This window comes from Kitasatospora sp. NPDC043949, assembly GCF_056435365.1.
Genome location: NZ_JBWKEQ010000033.1, coordinates 11,903 through 26,392 on the forward strand (window position 1 = coordinate 11,903; position 14,490 = coordinate 26,392).

The following is a 14,490-nucleotide window of genomic DNA, read 5'->3' on the forward strand; positions in this document are numbered from 1 at the left end:
CCGGTCGGGCGGATATCCGGAGCGCGGACACACAGTTTTCACACGGCGGCCACCCGGCCGCCCGCTCCGATGGCCGACGCCTCGTCAACCCGCTCCGAACTGGGATGCTTCGAGCACGCACGATCAACCGTCAGATGACATTGTGTCCGGAGCGTGTGTGACCACGGCCCAGGCGGCGAACGCACTTTCACTCCAATCACACGGTATGACTAGTATCGCCTCGTCAAGCCCGTGCCCCGGACGGCCGCCCCGCTCAGGCCGGCCGCCATCCCCAAGGAGACTGCTCTGCGCGCGCGTGCGAATCGGCGGCCCCCGACGCCGAAGGCCCCCCGCAGGCGTCCGCGCCTGTCACTGCGGACGGCGCTGCTCGTCCTCGCCGTCGTCCCCAGCATCGCCCTGGCCGCCCTGTGGGCGGTCACCAGCGGCGAGACCGTCTTCGACTTCCAGCGCCAGGCCGCCCAGGGCCTGCTCGCCCAGAAGGCCGGCCAGCCGTCCAACATCGTCTACTACAGCCTCCAGGAAGAACGCCGGCTCAGCGCCGAGGCGCTCGCCCGGCCCGGCGGCAACACCGACCAGCTGCGCCGCCAGCGCCAGCAGACCGACGACGCGGTCCGCCAGTTCCAGGTCCTCTCCGGCGAGACCGCCGACAGCGCCCCCGAAGAGGTCCGAACCGCCGTCACCGAAGCCCGCCAGGCGATGGGCAAGCTCGCCGAGCAGCGCACCGCCGTCGACCACGGCTCGATCGACCAGCAGGCCCTCTACGCGTACTACACCGACCTGATCGCCGTCGACCTGCGGCTGTTCACCGCACTCAGCCGCGTCGACGCCGGCGAGGTCACCTGGGTCTCCAAGACCCTGGTGAACACCTTCTGGGCCAAGGAGATGCTCGCCCGCGAGGACGCCATCCTGGCCCGCGGCTGGCCCACCGGGCGACTCTCCGCCGCCGACTACCAGCAGGTGCAGCAGGCCGTCGGGGCGCAGGAGCACCTCTTCACCGTCCAGGTCCTCCCGTACATCCCGGACGGCGAGGCCGCCGCCTGGCACGACCTGATGAACAGCCCCGCCTGGCAGGCCAAGGCCGCCGTCGAGCAGTCGCTCACCAAGCCCACCGCCGCCGAGGCCAACGGCACCGTCAAGCTCCCCGCCGCCCAGGACCAGTGGCGCCAGGCCCTCGACCAGCTCAACCCGCAGCTGGTCAAGGCCATCGAGAACCGCACCAGCGCCATCGTCGACGTCGGCAAGGGCACCATCCTCTCCCTCCTCACCAAGGTCGTCCTGACCACCGTCGTCGGCCTGATCACCGTCGTCGCGGTGATCATCGCCTCCTGGCGGCTCAGCCGCTCGCTGCGCCGGCGCATCAAGGAACTCCAGACCCAGGCCGAGGAGATGGAGCGCACCCTCCCCGAGGTCGTCGAACGCCTCGGCCGCGGCGAGCAGGTCGACGTCGAGACCGACAGCCGCACCATCACCGCCGGCCCGCACGGCAACGGCACCGACGAGCTCGCCCGCCTCGGCCAGGCCCTCAACCTGGCCCGCGCCTCCGCCGTCGAGGCCGCCGTCAAGCAGGCCGAGCAGCACCGAGGCTTCGAGCGGCTGCTCCAGCGCATCGCCCGCCGCACCCAGCTGCTGATCGGCCGCCAGCTGCGCAAGCTCGACGAGCTGGAGCGCAAGCACGAGGACCCTGAGGTCCTGGAGGGCCTGTTCGACCTCGACCACCTCACCGCCCGCCTGCGCCGCTACGAGGAGAACCTCGTCATCATGGCCGGCGGCCAGCCGCAGCGGCGCTGGCGCAAGCCCGTCCCGCTGCTGGACGTGCTGCGCGCCGCGCAGGGCGAGGTGCAGGACTACCGCCGGATCATGATCGACGTCGAGGGCCACCCGTGGCTGTCCGAGCGGGCCGTCGGCCCGGTCGCGCACGTGCTCGCCGAGCTGATGGAGAACGCCACCACCTTCTCCAAGCCGCCCACCCCGGTCGAGGTCCGGGCCGCCATGGTCGGCCGCGGACTCGCCGTCGAGATCGAGGACCGCGGCCTCGGCATGGACCCCGAGCAGTACGACGCCGCCAACGAACTGATGAGCCGCCCGCCCCGCACCGACGTGCTCGCCCGGGCGGACGACGTCCGCCTCGGCTTCTACGTCATCGCCCGGCTGGCCGCGCACAACGGACTCAAGATCGAGTTCCGGCCGTCCGCCTTCGGCGGCACCCGGGTCGTCGTGCTCGTCCCCGACGAGCTCGTCATCGACGGCGACGCCGGACTCCCCGACGCCGCCCCCGTCGAACCGATCCCGCTCGTGCGGCGCTCCCGCAAGGCGCTGCTCACCGCCTCCAACGAGGCCCCGGAGCCGGAGCCGGCGGGGCCGCCGGTCGCGCCCGTGGACTCCTTCCCGCCGGGAGAGTCCTTCGCGCCGGCGGAGCCCCTCCCACCGGTGGAGGCCTTCGCCGCGGCCGAATCCTTCCCCCCGGTGGAGGCGTTCGGGCAGGTCCAGCACGTGGAGCAGCCCGGGTACGTCGCACCGCTCGGGTACGCGGAATCGCTCGGGTACGCGGAACCGCTCGGGCAGACCCAGCAGCTCCCGCACGACCCGCTGACCGCCCCCCTCCAGGCCTTCGGGCACGTCGAGTACGTCCAGCCCGAGGCCGCGCCCGCCGCCGAGCCCGCGCCGTTCCCCGCCCCGTACGCCGAGCAGCCGATCGAGCACAGCTCGCCGGCCCCCGACGCCCCGGTCGACCAGCTGCCCTCGCACGACGTGCCCGCCTACCCGGACATCGCCTACGCCCGGGTCACCGACGCCGAGGCCCCGTACGCCGACGAGCAGTACCGCCCGGCCGACCACTACCGGCTGGCCGAACGGCGCCGGCGCCGCGAGTACGCCTCCGCGGTGCCGCTCAGCCCCAGCGAGACCGAGCAGCCCCCGCTGCCCCAGCGCGTCCGGCAGGCCAGCCTGGCCGCCGAACTGCGCGTCCCGCCGGCGCCCCGCCCGCAGTGGGCCGAGCCCGCCGCCGAACCCGCCGCCCCGGCCACCGAGCCCGCCGGCGGCCCCTTCCAGCGCCCGGCGAAGCGTTCCGGTGCGACGATCGGCGCCTTCCAGCGCCAGTCCCGTGCCGCCCGCGCCCAGGACAGCGGCGAGCACCCGCTGCCCGGGGCCGTGACCCCACCGGCTCCCCCCACCGCCCCCGCCGGCTCCCCGACGCCCGCGCCCGGCCCCTCCCCCTGGGCCCTGCCGGCCGCGGACCCCCGAACCACACGAACGGATGACCAGTCATGAACCGAACGATCGCCACCCACCAGGACCTGGACTGGCTGCTGGACGGACTCGTCGACTCGGTGCCCGGGACCAGGAACGCCGTCCTGCTCTCCGACGACGGCCTGGTCGTCAGCCACTCCCGCACCATCGAACGGGCCGACGCCGAACGCCTCGCCGCCGTCGCCACCGGCCAGCAGAGCCTGGCCCGCGGCGTCGGCCAGCTCTTCGACGGCGGGGCCGTCCACCAGGTGATCGTCGAACTCGCCGAGTGCTGGCTGTTCATCATCGCCGCCGCCCGGGGCACCCACCTGGCCGTCGTCGCCTCCCAGGAGGTCGACGCCGAGGTCATGTCGGTCGCCATGCACACCCTGGTGCAGCAGGTCGGCCAGAAGATGACCACCCCGGTGCGTGCCGAGGCCGGCGCCGCCTCCCCCGCCGGCTTCGACGCCTTCGCCGCCCGGAACCGGAGCTGACACCGGTGGGCCCGTACGGGAGCGGAAACGGGAGCGGGCAGCGCGGCGGGGTCCCGCACTGGAGCGAACTGCCGGACGAGGACGCCGAGGACGAGTCGGGCGCCATGGTGCGCCCGTACACCATCACCCGCGGCCGCACCGCGCCCGAGCGCGACGACCTCACCCTGATCACCGTGCTCACCACCGTCGAGGACGAGGCCACCCGGGCCCTGGCGCGGGGCAGCCGCGCCGGTGCCCGCGGCCTCCAGCCCGAGCACCGGATGATCCTCGACCACTGCCGGCGGCCCGCCGCCGTCGCCGAGGTGTCGGCCGGCCTGGACCTCCCGGTCTCGGTCACCAAGATCCTGTTGGGCGACCTGGTCGCCCAGGGCCTGCTGCGGGCCCGGGCACCGCTCTCGGTGGCCCGGGCCGCCGGAGGCGTGGACCTCGGCCTGCTCACGGCCGTTCGCGAAGGACTCCGGAGACTCTGAACCATGGCAACACCCCACCCCAGCAGTGCCGCTGACGCCGGCGTCGCCACCGCGCCGGCCGCCGTCAAGATCCTCATCGCGGGCGGCTTCGGCGTCGGCAAGACCACCCTCGTCGGCTCCGTCAGCGAGGTCGCCCCGCTGCGCACCGAGGAGTACCTGACCCGGGCCAGCGTCGGCGTGGACGACCTGTCCGGCGTCGACCAGAAGGACACCACCACCGTCGCCCTCGACTTCGGCCGGATCACCGTCAACCCGGACCTCGTCGTCTACCTGTTCGGCACCCCCGGGCAGGAACGCTTCTGGTTCATGTGGAACGACCTCGTCAACGGCGCCCTCGGCGGCATCGTCATCGCCGACACCCGCCGGCTCGACACCAGCTTCGCCTCCATCGACTTCTTCGAGAGTCGGGGCATCCCCTTCGTCGTCGCCATCAACTGCTTCCACAGCCACAACACCCGCACCCCCGACGAGATCCGCGCCGCCCTCGACCTGGACCCGCAGGTACCGATGCTCCTCGGCGACGTCCGCGAACGCGCCTTCGGACGCGACCTGCTGCTCGCCCTGGTCGACCACCTGATGGACCTCTCCGCCGCCCCCGTCGGCTGAACGTCGGCTGAACCACCTCCCTTCCCCAGGAGCTACCCCATGACCTCACCCCTGCGCGTCCTCGTCCACGGCGGCGGCATCGGCGGGCTCACCCTCGCCACCGCCCTCGCCAAGCGCGGCCACCACGTCGACGTCGCCGAACTCCGCGACCAGCTGGAAGCCCTCGGCGTCGGCATCATCCAGCCCTCCAACGCCCTCCACGTGATGCGCGAGATAGGCGTCCTCGACGACTGCCTCGCCGCCGGCTTCGAGTGGGAGGTGCTCACCATCTGCGACCCGACCGGTGCCACCCTCGCCAAGATCCCGCAGCCCCGGATGGGCGACGCCCCCTCCAACAACGGCATCCCCCGCCCCGCCCTCGCCCAGGTGCTCGCCACCGCCGCCACCCGGGCCGGCGCCACCCTGCGCTTCGGCACCACCATCGCCGACCTCGCCGAGGACGCCGACGGCGTCGACGCCACCCTCACCGACGGGCACCGCGACCGCTACGACCTCGTCGTCGGCTTCGACGGCATCGGCTCCCCGCTGCGCAAGCGCCTCTACGGGGAGAAGTACGCGCCCGAGTACACCGGCTTCGCCAACTGGCGCGTCACCCTGCCGCGTTCACCCGAGGTCCAGGGCGTGGTGATGTCCACCGGCAACCTCAAGGCCAAGGCACTGCTCACCCCGATCACCGACGACCTCATGTACCTGGGCTCGGTGTTCGCCGAGGCCGAGGACTTCCGGCCCGACCCCGGGCACGCCCACGAGCAGCTCGCCGAGCGCCTGGCCGGCTTCGGCGGCCCGATCGCCGAGGCCCTCGCCCAGGTCACCGACCCGTCCGCCGTGGTCTACTCGCGGATCTCCCAGGTCAGCGTCGAGGAGCCCTGGCACGTCGGCCGGATCGCGCTCGCCGGCGACGCCGCCCACGCCTCCACCCCGCACCTCGCCCAGGGCGCCGCGATGGCCGTCGAGGACGCCCTCGTCCTCGCCCAGAGCCTGGACGCCGCCGAGGCCGTCCCCGCCGCGCTCGCCGCCTGGGAGGAGCGCCGCCGGCCCCGCGCCATGTGGGTCCAGGCGCTCTCCCGGGCCGTCCTCAAGCAGGAGACCGGCACGCCCACCACCCCGGAGGAGGACGAACTCCTCAAGGTCGGCATCCCCGGCGCCGCCCACGTCCTCGTCCAGCCGTACTGACCGCTGTCCCGCCTGCTGCGCGAAGCCGCGCAGCAGGCGGGCGGGCGGCCGGCCAGCTCTCGCGTCGGCTCGCGCGGCAGCTCACGCGTCGGCTCACGCGCCGGCGAGCTCGTGCCGCCGCCGCCACACCGCCGCCGAGACCCGGGCCAGCAGCCGGGCCGCCGGGTCCGTGCGGTCCTCGCCCGAGGCCAGCGGGCCGGTGTAGCAGACCGCGATCAGGTAGGGCGGGCAGTCCTGCGGGTGGACCAGGCCCACGCTGTGCCGGGCGCCGGGCACCCAGCCGTTCTTGAAGGCGATCCGGGTGCCCGGCGGCAGGCCCGCCGCCAGGTCCACCCGGAACGCGTTGCGCTCCAGCAGCGCCAGCAACTCCGGCTCCCCGCCCAGGGAGTGCAGCAGCCGCACCAGGTCCCGCGCGCTCACCAGGTTGTGCACCCCGGCGTCGCGCGCCGCGTAGTCCTCGATCCCGCGCGGGCTCGCGCTGCGCGTCGCCCCGGCCCGCCGCCACGCCTCGGCCACCGCCGCCCGGTCGACCCGGGCCAGGCACAGGTTGGTGGCCAGGTTGGAGGAGTGCGTGATCATCCGTTCGGCGAGCAGCCGCAGCGGCACGTGCGTGCCCAGCAGCTCCCACGGCAGCGGATCGCTGTCCCAGTCGGGATTGTTGCCGAACTCCCCGCCCACCACGGACTCGAACCGGTTCACCACCGGCACCTCGGCATCGAGATCCGCCCCGCCACGGGCGAGCGCCGCCAACACCGCGACCTTCATCGTGCTCGCGGCATCGTGCAGTTCGTCCGGCGCCCGCACGAACACCGGCTCCGCCTCGCCCGCCCAGGGGGCCACCACCACAGAGAGCATGGCCGCAGCCTAGGGCAGCCTTCGGCTGGTCAGGAAGGGCTGCCCACGGCTGCTCGGCACTGTTGAGGGCTGCTCAGGACTGCTTGGCGCAGGTGCGGTCCCTGCCCGGCAGCCGGCCGGTGGCCAGGTAGGTGTTCACCGAGTCGTCGACGCAGGCGTTGCCGTAGACGCCGAAGCTGGTGTGCTGGAAAGCGCCTTCGAGGGTGACCAGCCGGGAGCTGGGCAGCATGCCGTGCAGGGCCACACTGCCCCGGTACGGGGTGCGCGGGTCGTTGCTGGCGGCCACGATCAGCGCCGCGGTGTCGCGCCGGACCCGGGTGGGCTCCTCGCGCGGCGCGTCCCAGAACGCGCACGGGGTGATGTTCTCGGTCATCGGGCTGAACAGCGGGTGGGCGGCCCGGCCGCGCTCGATGTCGCGCCAGTACTGCTCCGGGTCGCGCGGGGCGGCCACGTCCCCGCACAGGATGGCGGTCTGCACGCTGCCGGTGGCCGAACCCGCGCTGGTGAACGTCCCCCGCAGGAAGGCGGCGAAGCCGGGCGACACCCGGGTGGGCCGCCCGTCCGCGGCCCCGGCCAGCACGGACAGCTGCTCGGCGAGGCCCGCCCGCGCCGGATCGAGGTCGCTCGCGATCCCGGCGAACACCAGGGAGGGGACCTGGCTGCCGTCGAGCCGGAAGACGTCGGGGGCGGTACCGACGGTGAGCGGCTCCCGCTCGGCCGCCGCGACGACGCGGTCGATCGTGGCGCGCACCTGCGCGCGGGTGTCGCCGAGGCCGTAGTCGGCGTGGTGCGCGGCCGCCCAGTCGGCCCAGCCGTCGAGCGCCCGCTCGTGCTCGTTCTCGGTGCCCCGCATCAGCCGGGGGTTGTAGCCGCGCGGGTCGATCCCGCCGTCGAGGACCACCCGGTCGTAGCGGCCGGGGAACAGCTGGGTGTAGGCCGTGCCCAGGTAGGTGCCGTACGAGTAGCCCAGGTAGGAGATCTTCCGTTCGCCGAGCGCGGCCCGGACGACGTCCAGGTCGCGGGCCGTGTTCCGGGTCGTGACGTGCGGCAGCACCGAGCCGTTGGTGGCGCGGCACCGGTCGGCCACGCTCCTGGCCCACGCCGTCTGGCGGTCGAAGACCGCCCGGTCGGCGCCGGCCGAGGGCAGGACGGGGCCGGTGGACAGGCCGCAGTCCAGCGGAGTGCTGCGGCCGACGAAGCGCGGGTCCATGCCGATCACGTCGTAGCGGGCGCCGGCCTCCTTCATCGCCCCGCGCACCAGTACGGAGTTGGCGAGGCCCGGCCCGCCGGGGCCGCCGAAGTTGAGCAGGAGGGAGCCGATCCGGTGCCGGGTGTCGGTGGCCTTGAGCCGGGAGATCGCGACGGTGATCGTCCGCCCCCGGGGGTCGCTGTAGTCGAGCGGCACGGTCACGTCCGCGCAGCGCGCGCCCGCGCTCTCCAGGCCGCGGCCCACCTCGTCGTCGGGGCCCAGGACGCAGCTGCGCCAGTCGAGGCGCTGGTGGTGGTAGCGGTCGAGTCCGGCTCCGGCGCTCGCGGGGCCGCCGTCACGCTCGGCGGCGGCGGCCGTGGCGGCGGGCGCCGTGGCGAGGCAGGCGGTGAGGGCGAGGCCCGCGGCCGCGACGCGGCGCAGGGCCTTGGGGGTGGTCATGCGGTCTCCTGACGATGACGGGTGCGGATGCGGGTGCGGATGCGCAGGAAGTCGGTCAGGCCGACTTCCTGCGCGTCAGCCTTCCAGCGCACCCGGCGCCGGATCATCGCCCTGGGACACGAACTGTCGGTACGTCAGGAGCAGTAGCCCCGCTGCCCGGCGTACCACCCGGGCAGTAACCGGACCCCGGGGCCGGAGCGTGCCCGGGTCAGCCGCTCGGGCGCGGGGACGGCAGGGCCGCGGAGCCCTCCGCCAGGGGCCATTCGCGGTGGAACGGCGGCAGCGGGTACGTGCCCTCGATGACAGGGGTGCCGAAGACCTTGAGGTGGGCGAGCAGCGAGCCGGTCAGGTCGACGCCGCCGACCAGCGACCAACTCCCTTGGGCCTGCGGCGGGTTGCCAGAGGAGTCGGCGATCAGCGAGCCCTCGGCCCGGGCCCGCAGGTAGGGGGCGACGGTGGTCTGGACGCCGACGGTGTCGTAGAGGCCGACGGAGACCTCGGCGCCGAGCGCGGCCCGCACCCCGGCCCTGCCGGTGAGGCGCACCCGGACCGGGGAGACCTTGGTGTCGGCGTCGGTGGTCGGGGTCCAGCCCTTGCCGCCGGTGTAGTCGGCGCGGACGGCCCAGGTGCCGGTGGCCTCCTGTTCGGCCTCCAGGTGGACCTGGCCGTCGGCGCCGACCTCCAGGTAGCAGGTGAGCTTCAGGTTGACCACGACGGGCAGTCCGGCGACGGTGAGCACCGGGCTGGCCTGCAACGTGGCGAAGGGCAGCCGGACGGGCGCGGCGCCGGTGCTGCGCGCGACGTCGCCGGTGACCTTCCACTGGGCGTGGGCGCCGAGGTCGAAGCCGATGGAGGCCGTGCGCGGGCTGCCGGCGGCGGCGCCGTGGTAGGCGAAGTGGACGGCGGGGTGCAGCTGGAGGGAGCCGGAGGCGTCCACGCTCGCGCCGTCGGGCAGCGGGACGGGGGCCTTGACGTCGACCTCCAGGGTGCCGGAGGCGTCGGCCTTCACACCGCCGCCGTCCGCACCGACGACGGCCTTGAGGTCCTTGACCAGCGGGGTGACGGTGATGCCGTGCGGGTCGACGGGCACCTGGCCGTCGGCCTCGGTGCCGCCGAGGAGTTCGGCGAGGGTGGCGGGGCGAGTGGTCAGGTTGAGGCTGGCGCCCGCGCCGGGGCGGACGCCGGTGACGGCGACCAGCGCGCCCTGGGGCGCGGCGGCGGTGGGCGGGCTGGCGATGAGCTGCCCGGGTTGAACGGCGGGGGCGGGCGCGGGGGGCGGCGTCGCGCCGGCGGTCGCGGTGGGCCCGGCGGCCGGCGGCGCCGAGAGGACGGCCGTGCCGCCCGCCGGGTCGTACGCGGTGAGCTGGAGGTTCTGCCCGGCGGGGGTGGCCGCGCCGCCGTCCTTGGCGGGGGCGGCCACGGCGGCCTGCCGGTCGCCGGCCGGGGCGGCGGTGACCGGCGTACCGGCGGCACCTGCCGTACCGGTCGGCCGTGCGGTGGCAGCGGCGGTGGTCGGGGCGGCGGCGGCCCGGGCGCGGGGGGTGCCGGCGGCCTGGGCTGTCGGGGCCTGACTGCCGGCGGCGGACGCGGTCGTGGTCGTGCCGGTGGTGACGGCCGCTTCGGTGGTGCCGGCGGTGGCCTGCGGAGTGCCGGAGGTGGTCGGCCCGCAGGCGGCGACCCCGGCGAGGGCGAGGGTGAGGAGGGCGGGGCCGACGGCCCTGCCTATGGAGCTTTTGAACACGCGGCGTCATGTTACTGACGGGGAATAAGTTTGTCGAAGACAGGCCAGGCAGGGTAAAAGGCGCAGGTCAGACCAGTCGGGCCACGGGCAGCGGAGCTCCCGGCAGCGGGCCCACCGCGGCGTCCGCCGCCAACGCGGCCAGGTATCGGGAGCGGGGCACCGGCTCGGCGCCGAGACTGCGGATGTGCGGACTGTCCCACTGGGCGTCGAGCAGCCGACCGCCGGCCGCGCCGAAGCGCACCCCGAGGTCGGCGACGGCGACGCGGGCGGCGTCGGGGCGGCGGTGGAACATCGAGTCGAGGCTGAGGACGGGCCCGGCGGCGACGCCGAACACCCCGCCGATCAGCTCCTCGCCCTCCCACACCTCGCCGCTGTGGGCGGCCCCGAGCGCATGCAGCCGCTCCAGTGCGGACCGCAACTCTCCGGTCAGCCAGGCCGGTTGGCGGCCCTCGGCACAGCGGGCCACCACCTCGCCGAAGGCCCGGTCGGCGCTGGTCCACCACTGCGGCCGGTGGCGCAGCCGCCGGGCGAGGCGGCTGCCGAGCCGGACGCCGTCGGGCGGCAGGACGGGCCGGGGGTCGGGCGACCACCAGGCCAGCGCGTACGGGTCGTTCCCGCCGGGCAGCAGCGCCACCTCGCCCGCCTCGACGGCTTGTTCGTAGCGCGCCTCGTTGTAGGCGCCTGCGTACTCGTCCGCCGCGGGCATCGGGAACAGGCCGCGACGGTACGCCGCCAGCAGGTCCGACGCGCCCAGGCCGGCGCCGAACGCCACCGGCCCGTCCCCGGGCCCGCGTTGGACGTCCAGCCCGTCGAAGGGGCTCACGCCGGCGGCCCGAGGAAGCCCTCCGCCGCCAACCGCCCCAGGTAGTGGTCGAGCAGGCCGGCGTCCACGGCGGGCAGGTCGATGCCGCTGCCGGCGAGCGCGGCGTCGGTGTTGGCGCGGTCGAACAGCGGGAAGACGGGCCGGAAGTACAGCTCGCTGATCGACAGCGCCGACCCGGGAGCGCGGTCGACGAACAGCGGGACGAACGGCGTGATGGGGTGGGCGGGGTGCCTGGCGGCGAACCGGACCAGGCCCTGCACCCAGTCGCGGTAAGGGAGTTCGGCGATCGGGTGGCCCCGGGCCCGGAGCCGTTCGGCGAGATCGGCGAGGTCGGCCGGGCGCGGCGAGGTGAGGTGGTAGACCTCGCCGTCGGCGGGGGCGTGGGCGGCGATGTGGGCGACGGCGCGCGCGAAGCGGTCGGCCGGGACGAAGTCGAGCGGCAGCAGCACGTCCGGGCAGGTGCCGCTGTCCGCCAGGTACGCGATGAGCGCGCAGATCTCGGTGCCGGTGTTCATCACACCGGTGGCGAGGTCCCCGGTGACGTCGTTGGTGCGCAGCACGGTGACCGGGAGACCGGCGGCGACTGCCTCGTGCAGCAGCTGTTCGGCGACCCACTTGCTCTCGACGTAGCCGACGCCGAGCCGGTCGGGGTGGGCGAGCGGGGTCCGTTCGGTGACCTCGCGGACGCCGGCCGCGCCGAAGCCGGCCAGCACGGCGAGGGTGGACAGGTAGTGCACGGGCACGCCCCGGCTGTGCCCGGCGAGGCGGATGATCTCGCGGGTGCCGCCGACGTTGGGCGCGCGCAGCTGGTGGTACGGGTAGAGGAAGTTGACCTGTCCGCCGAGGTGGTGGACGGCGTCCAGACTCCCGGCCAAACCGTCGAACTGACGCTGCGTCAGTCCTAGTCGGGGTGCGGCGAGGTCGCCGACCAGGGGCACCACCCGGCTGTCGGTCAGGTCGTGGCGCAGGAAGCGCTGCTGGGCGGCGCGCAGGCGTTCCAGCGCGTGTTCCTCGTCGGGGGCGCGGACCAGGCAGTGGATCCGGGCCCCGGTGGTGGCGAGCAGCGCGTGCAGCAGGTGGGCGCCGCAGAAGCCGGTGGCGCCGGTGAGCAGGATCTCGGCGGGTTCGGCCCGGCTGGGCGCCGGGCTCCAGGACTGCTGGACGGGGTGGGCGAGCCGGGCTTCGGCGGCCCAGTCGACGGCGGCCTCGCCGGAGCCGGAGCCGGAGCCAGGGTCGGTTCCGTCGACGCGGGCGGTGCGCGCGGCTCCGTCGGCGCGGGCGGCCTGGACGGCGGTCGCGAAGGCGCGCAGGGTGGCGTCGCGCAGCAGGGCGCGGGTGAGGGCGCGGACGCGGGTGACGTCGAGGCCGAGCATGATCCGGGCGCGGGCGAGCATCTCCATGGCCAGCAGGGAGTTGCCGCCGAGGGCGAAGAAGTCGTCGGCGGGCCCGACCTCCTCGACGCCGAGCAGTTCGGCCCACAGCCGGCCGATGGCGTCCTCGACGGCTCCCCCACCGCCCGCCGCCCCGGTGCCGCCCGGGCCGGGCCGGCCCGGGGTGCGGGGCTCGGCGTGCGGCAGCCGGCGGCGGTCGACCTTTCCGGCCGGGGTGAGCGGCATGCGGTCCAGCGCCACGAAGGCGGCCGGGAGCATGTACTCCGGCAGCCGTTCGGCCAGGTAGGCGCGGAGCCGGTCGCGGCGGACCCCGGCTTCTGCACCGGCGTCGGCGTGGTCGGCGAGCGTGTAGTAGGCGGTGAGCGCGCGGCCCCCGTCGGGGTCGCCGCCGTCGGCGGCGACGCGGGCCTGCCGGACGTCGGGGTGGGCGGCGAGGGCGGCCTCGATCTCGGCGGGGTCGACGCGGTGGCCGAGCACCTTCACCTGGTCGTCGAAGCGGCCGAGGATCTCCAGCTGCCCGTCGGCCCGCCAGCGCCCGGCGTCGCCGGTGCGGTACATCCGCTCGCCGGGCACCGGCGCGTACGGGTCGGGGACGAAGGCCTCGGCGGTCGCCACGGGGGCGCGCCAGTAGCCCCGGGCGAGGCCGGGCCCGCCGAGGTGGATCTCGCCCTTCTCGCCGGGCCGTACGGGGGACAGTCGGGCGTCCAGGACGTGCACCCGCACGCCGGGCAGTGGGCGGCCGATCGGCACCGGCGCGGCCGGGCCGCCCGGGCCGGCGCCGTCCAGCAGGGCGGGGGTGACCTCGCAGAGCGTGGAGGTGACGGCGGCCTCGGTGACCCCGTAGGCGTTGACCAGCCGGACGCCGGGCAGCCGGTCCAGGCAACTGCGGCAGTCGTCGGCGTGCACGACGTCCCCGCCGACGACGACCAGCCGCAGCCCCTCCGGGCCGGGCCCGCCGGGCGGGAGCAGCGTGAGCACGTGGTGCCAGTAGGCGGGGGTGAGGTCGGCGACGGCGAGGCCGAGTCCGCGCATCCGGTGGACGAGTTCGGTGGGCGCCCAGGTGCGGCCGCCGCCGAGGACGAGGGTGGCCCCGGCGAGCAGGGTCGCGAAGACCTGCTCCAGTGCGGTGTCGAAGCCGAGCGCGGCGAGTTGCAGGACGCGTTCGCCGGGGGCGAGGCCGTAGGCGTGGACGACCCGGTCGAGGGTGAACACCAGGGCGCGGTGGGTGACGGGGACGCCCTTGGGGGTGCCGGTGGTGCCGGAGGTGTAGATCAGGTAGGCGAGGTCGTCGGGCGCGGCACCGTCGGGCTCACCGGCGCCGTCGGGCCCGGCGCCGTCGGGCTCACCCGCGCCGTCGGGCCCGCCCGCGCCGCATAACCCGGCGAGGACCGGCTCACCGCCGCCGTCCGGCCCGTCCTCGGCGTCCACCGGCACCGGCTCGACGCCCGGCAGCGCCCCGCCCTCGGTGACCGCCACCCGCGCCCCGCTGTCCTCGACCAGCCGGGCCAGCCGCCGCGCCGGGTACGCCGGATCCAGCGGCAGCAGCGCCGCGCCCGCCTTCAGCACGCCGAGCCAGGCGACGACCAGGCCCGCACCGCGTTCGAGGCAGACCGGCACCACCTGCTCGGGGCCGGCCCCGCGCGCCCGCAGTGCCCTGGCCAGGCGGTCGCTGCGCCGGTCCAGCTCGCGGTAGCTCAGCGTGGCGTCGTCGGCGACGACGGCGACCGCGTCCGGGTGCTGCGCGGCGCGGGAGCGCAGCAGTCCGGGCACGGTGCCGCCGTCGCCCTCGGCCCGCCCGCGGCCGCGCTCCCCGGGGGAGCCGAGCCCGGGGAAGCCGAGCCCGGGCGGGCGCCATTCGCGGGCCACGTGGGCCCGGCAGTCGTCGCGGCCGGCCGGCCCGTACACCAGGTGCCAGCCACCCGGCACGGTCAAGTCGCCGGGCCAGATCGCGTACTGACCGCTGTCGTTGCGAACCACGGCGTGACGCCCGGAGTTCACATCCGTTCGTACGCCCTGTGCGCTGTCTGCTGCGTCGTCCACCGGCTTGACCTCGTGCTGTGGCGG

10 protein-coding genes are annotated in these 14,490 nt (G+C 75.3%); 5 read left to right on the plus strand and 5 right to left on the minus strand.

Going from position 1 to position 14,490, the window contains the following annotated elements:
• Positions 1 to 231 precede the first annotated feature (231 nt).
• The 5 genes from AC07AL_RS25045 to AC07AL_RS25065 are packed head-to-tail and all read left to right on the plus strand — an operon-like array spanning position 232 to position 5,968.
• Positions 232 to 3,267, plus strand: coding sequence for a sensor histidine kinase (locus tag AC07AL_RS25045; RefSeq protein ID WP_363579617.1), 3,036 nt, complete (start codon positions 232 to 234; stop codon positions 3,265 to 3,267).
• On the plus strand, positions 3,264 to 3,719 hold the full coding sequence (locus AC07AL_RS25050) for a roadblock/LC7 domain-containing protein (protein WP_363579618.1): 456 nt from the start codon (positions 3,264 to 3,266) through the stop codon (positions 3,717 to 3,719). The genes AC07AL_RS25045 and AC07AL_RS25050 overlap by 4 nt, the downstream gene beginning before the upstream one ends.
• A gap of 5 nt (positions 3,720 to 3,724) precedes the next feature.
• The gene (locus AC07AL_RS25055) at positions 3,725 to 4,189 is read left to right on the plus strand and encodes a DUF742 domain-containing protein (protein WP_400804632.1); all 465 of its coding nucleotides are present in this window, start codon (positions 3,725 to 3,727) and stop codon (positions 4,187 to 4,189) included.
• 3 nt (positions 4,190 to 4,192) lie between these two features.
• The gene (locus AC07AL_RS25060) at positions 4,193 to 4,795 is read left to right on the plus strand and encodes a GTP-binding protein (RefSeq protein WP_363579619.1); all 603 of its coding nucleotides are present in this window, start codon (positions 4,193 to 4,195) and stop codon (positions 4,793 to 4,795) included.
• Positions 4,796 to 4,834: 39 nt separating this feature from the next.
• Positions 4,835 to 5,968, plus strand: coding sequence for an FAD-dependent monooxygenase (locus AC07AL_RS25065; protein ID WP_400984149.1), 1,134 nt, complete (start codon positions 4,835 to 4,837; stop codon positions 5,966 to 5,968).
• A 93-nt stretch (positions 5,969 to 6,061) separates the two neighbouring features.
• Here the strand turns inward: AC07AL_RS25065 and AC07AL_RS25070 are convergent, their stop codons facing one another.
• The 5 genes from AC07AL_RS25070 to AC07AL_RS25090 all read right to left on the minus strand — a co-directional run bounded on the left by AC07AL_RS25070 (position 6,062) and on the right by AC07AL_RS25090 (position 14,466).
• Complete coding sequence (locus AC07AL_RS25070) at positions 6,062 to 6,823, minus strand: serine hydrolase (RefSeq protein ID WP_478318220.1); 762 nt, start codon at positions 6,821 to 6,823, stop codon at positions 6,062 to 6,064.
• 73 nt (positions 6,824 to 6,896) lie between these two features.
• Positions 6,897 to 8,471, minus strand: a complete 1,575-nt coding sequence (locus AC07AL_RS25075; protein ID WP_478318222.1) for an alpha/beta hydrolase — start codon at positions 8,469 to 8,471, stop codon at positions 6,897 to 6,899.
• A 208-nt stretch (positions 8,472 to 8,679) separates the two neighbouring features.
• On the minus strand, positions 8,680 to 10,212 hold the full coding sequence (locus AC07AL_RS25080; RefSeq protein WP_478318223.1) for a hypothetical protein: 1,533 nt from the start codon (positions 10,210 to 10,212) through the stop codon (positions 8,680 to 8,682).
• Between the two features lie 67 nt (positions 10,213 to 10,279).
• Positions 10,280 to 11,035, minus strand: a complete 756-nt coding sequence (locus tag AC07AL_RS25085; protein WP_363579624.1) for a leucyl/phenylalanyl-tRNA--protein transferase — start codon at positions 11,033 to 11,035, stop codon at positions 10,280 to 10,282.
• On the minus strand, positions 11,032 to 14,466 hold the full coding sequence (locus AC07AL_RS25090; protein ID WP_478318225.1) for an amino acid adenylation domain-containing protein: 3,435 nt from the start codon (positions 14,464 to 14,466) through the stop codon (positions 11,032 to 11,034). Before AC07AL_RS25090 ends, AC07AL_RS25085 begins: the two co-directional genes overlap by 4 nt.
• Positions 14,467 to 14,490 lie beyond the last annotated feature (24 nt).

Coding starts and splice junctions, on each gene's coding strand:
- AC07AL_RS25050 (WP_363579618.1), top strand. CDS start 3,264: ATGAACCGAACGATCGCCACCCACCAGGACCTGGACTGGCTGCTGGAC.
- AC07AL_RS25060 (WP_363579619.1), top strand. CDS start 4,193: ATGGCAACACCCCACCCCAGCAGTGCCGCTGACGCCGGCGTCGCCACC.
- AC07AL_RS25065 (WP_400984149.1), top strand. CDS start 4,835: ATGACCTCACCCCTGCGCGTCCTCGTCCACGGCGGCGGCATCGGCGGG.
- AC07AL_RS25070 (WP_478318220.1), bottom strand. CDS start 6,823: ATGCTCTCTGTGGTGGTGGCCCCCTGGGCGGGCGAGGCGGAGCCGGTG.
- AC07AL_RS25075 (WP_478318222.1), bottom strand. CDS start 8,471: ATGACCACCCCCAAGGCCCTGCGCCGCGTCGCGGCCGCGGGCCTCGCC.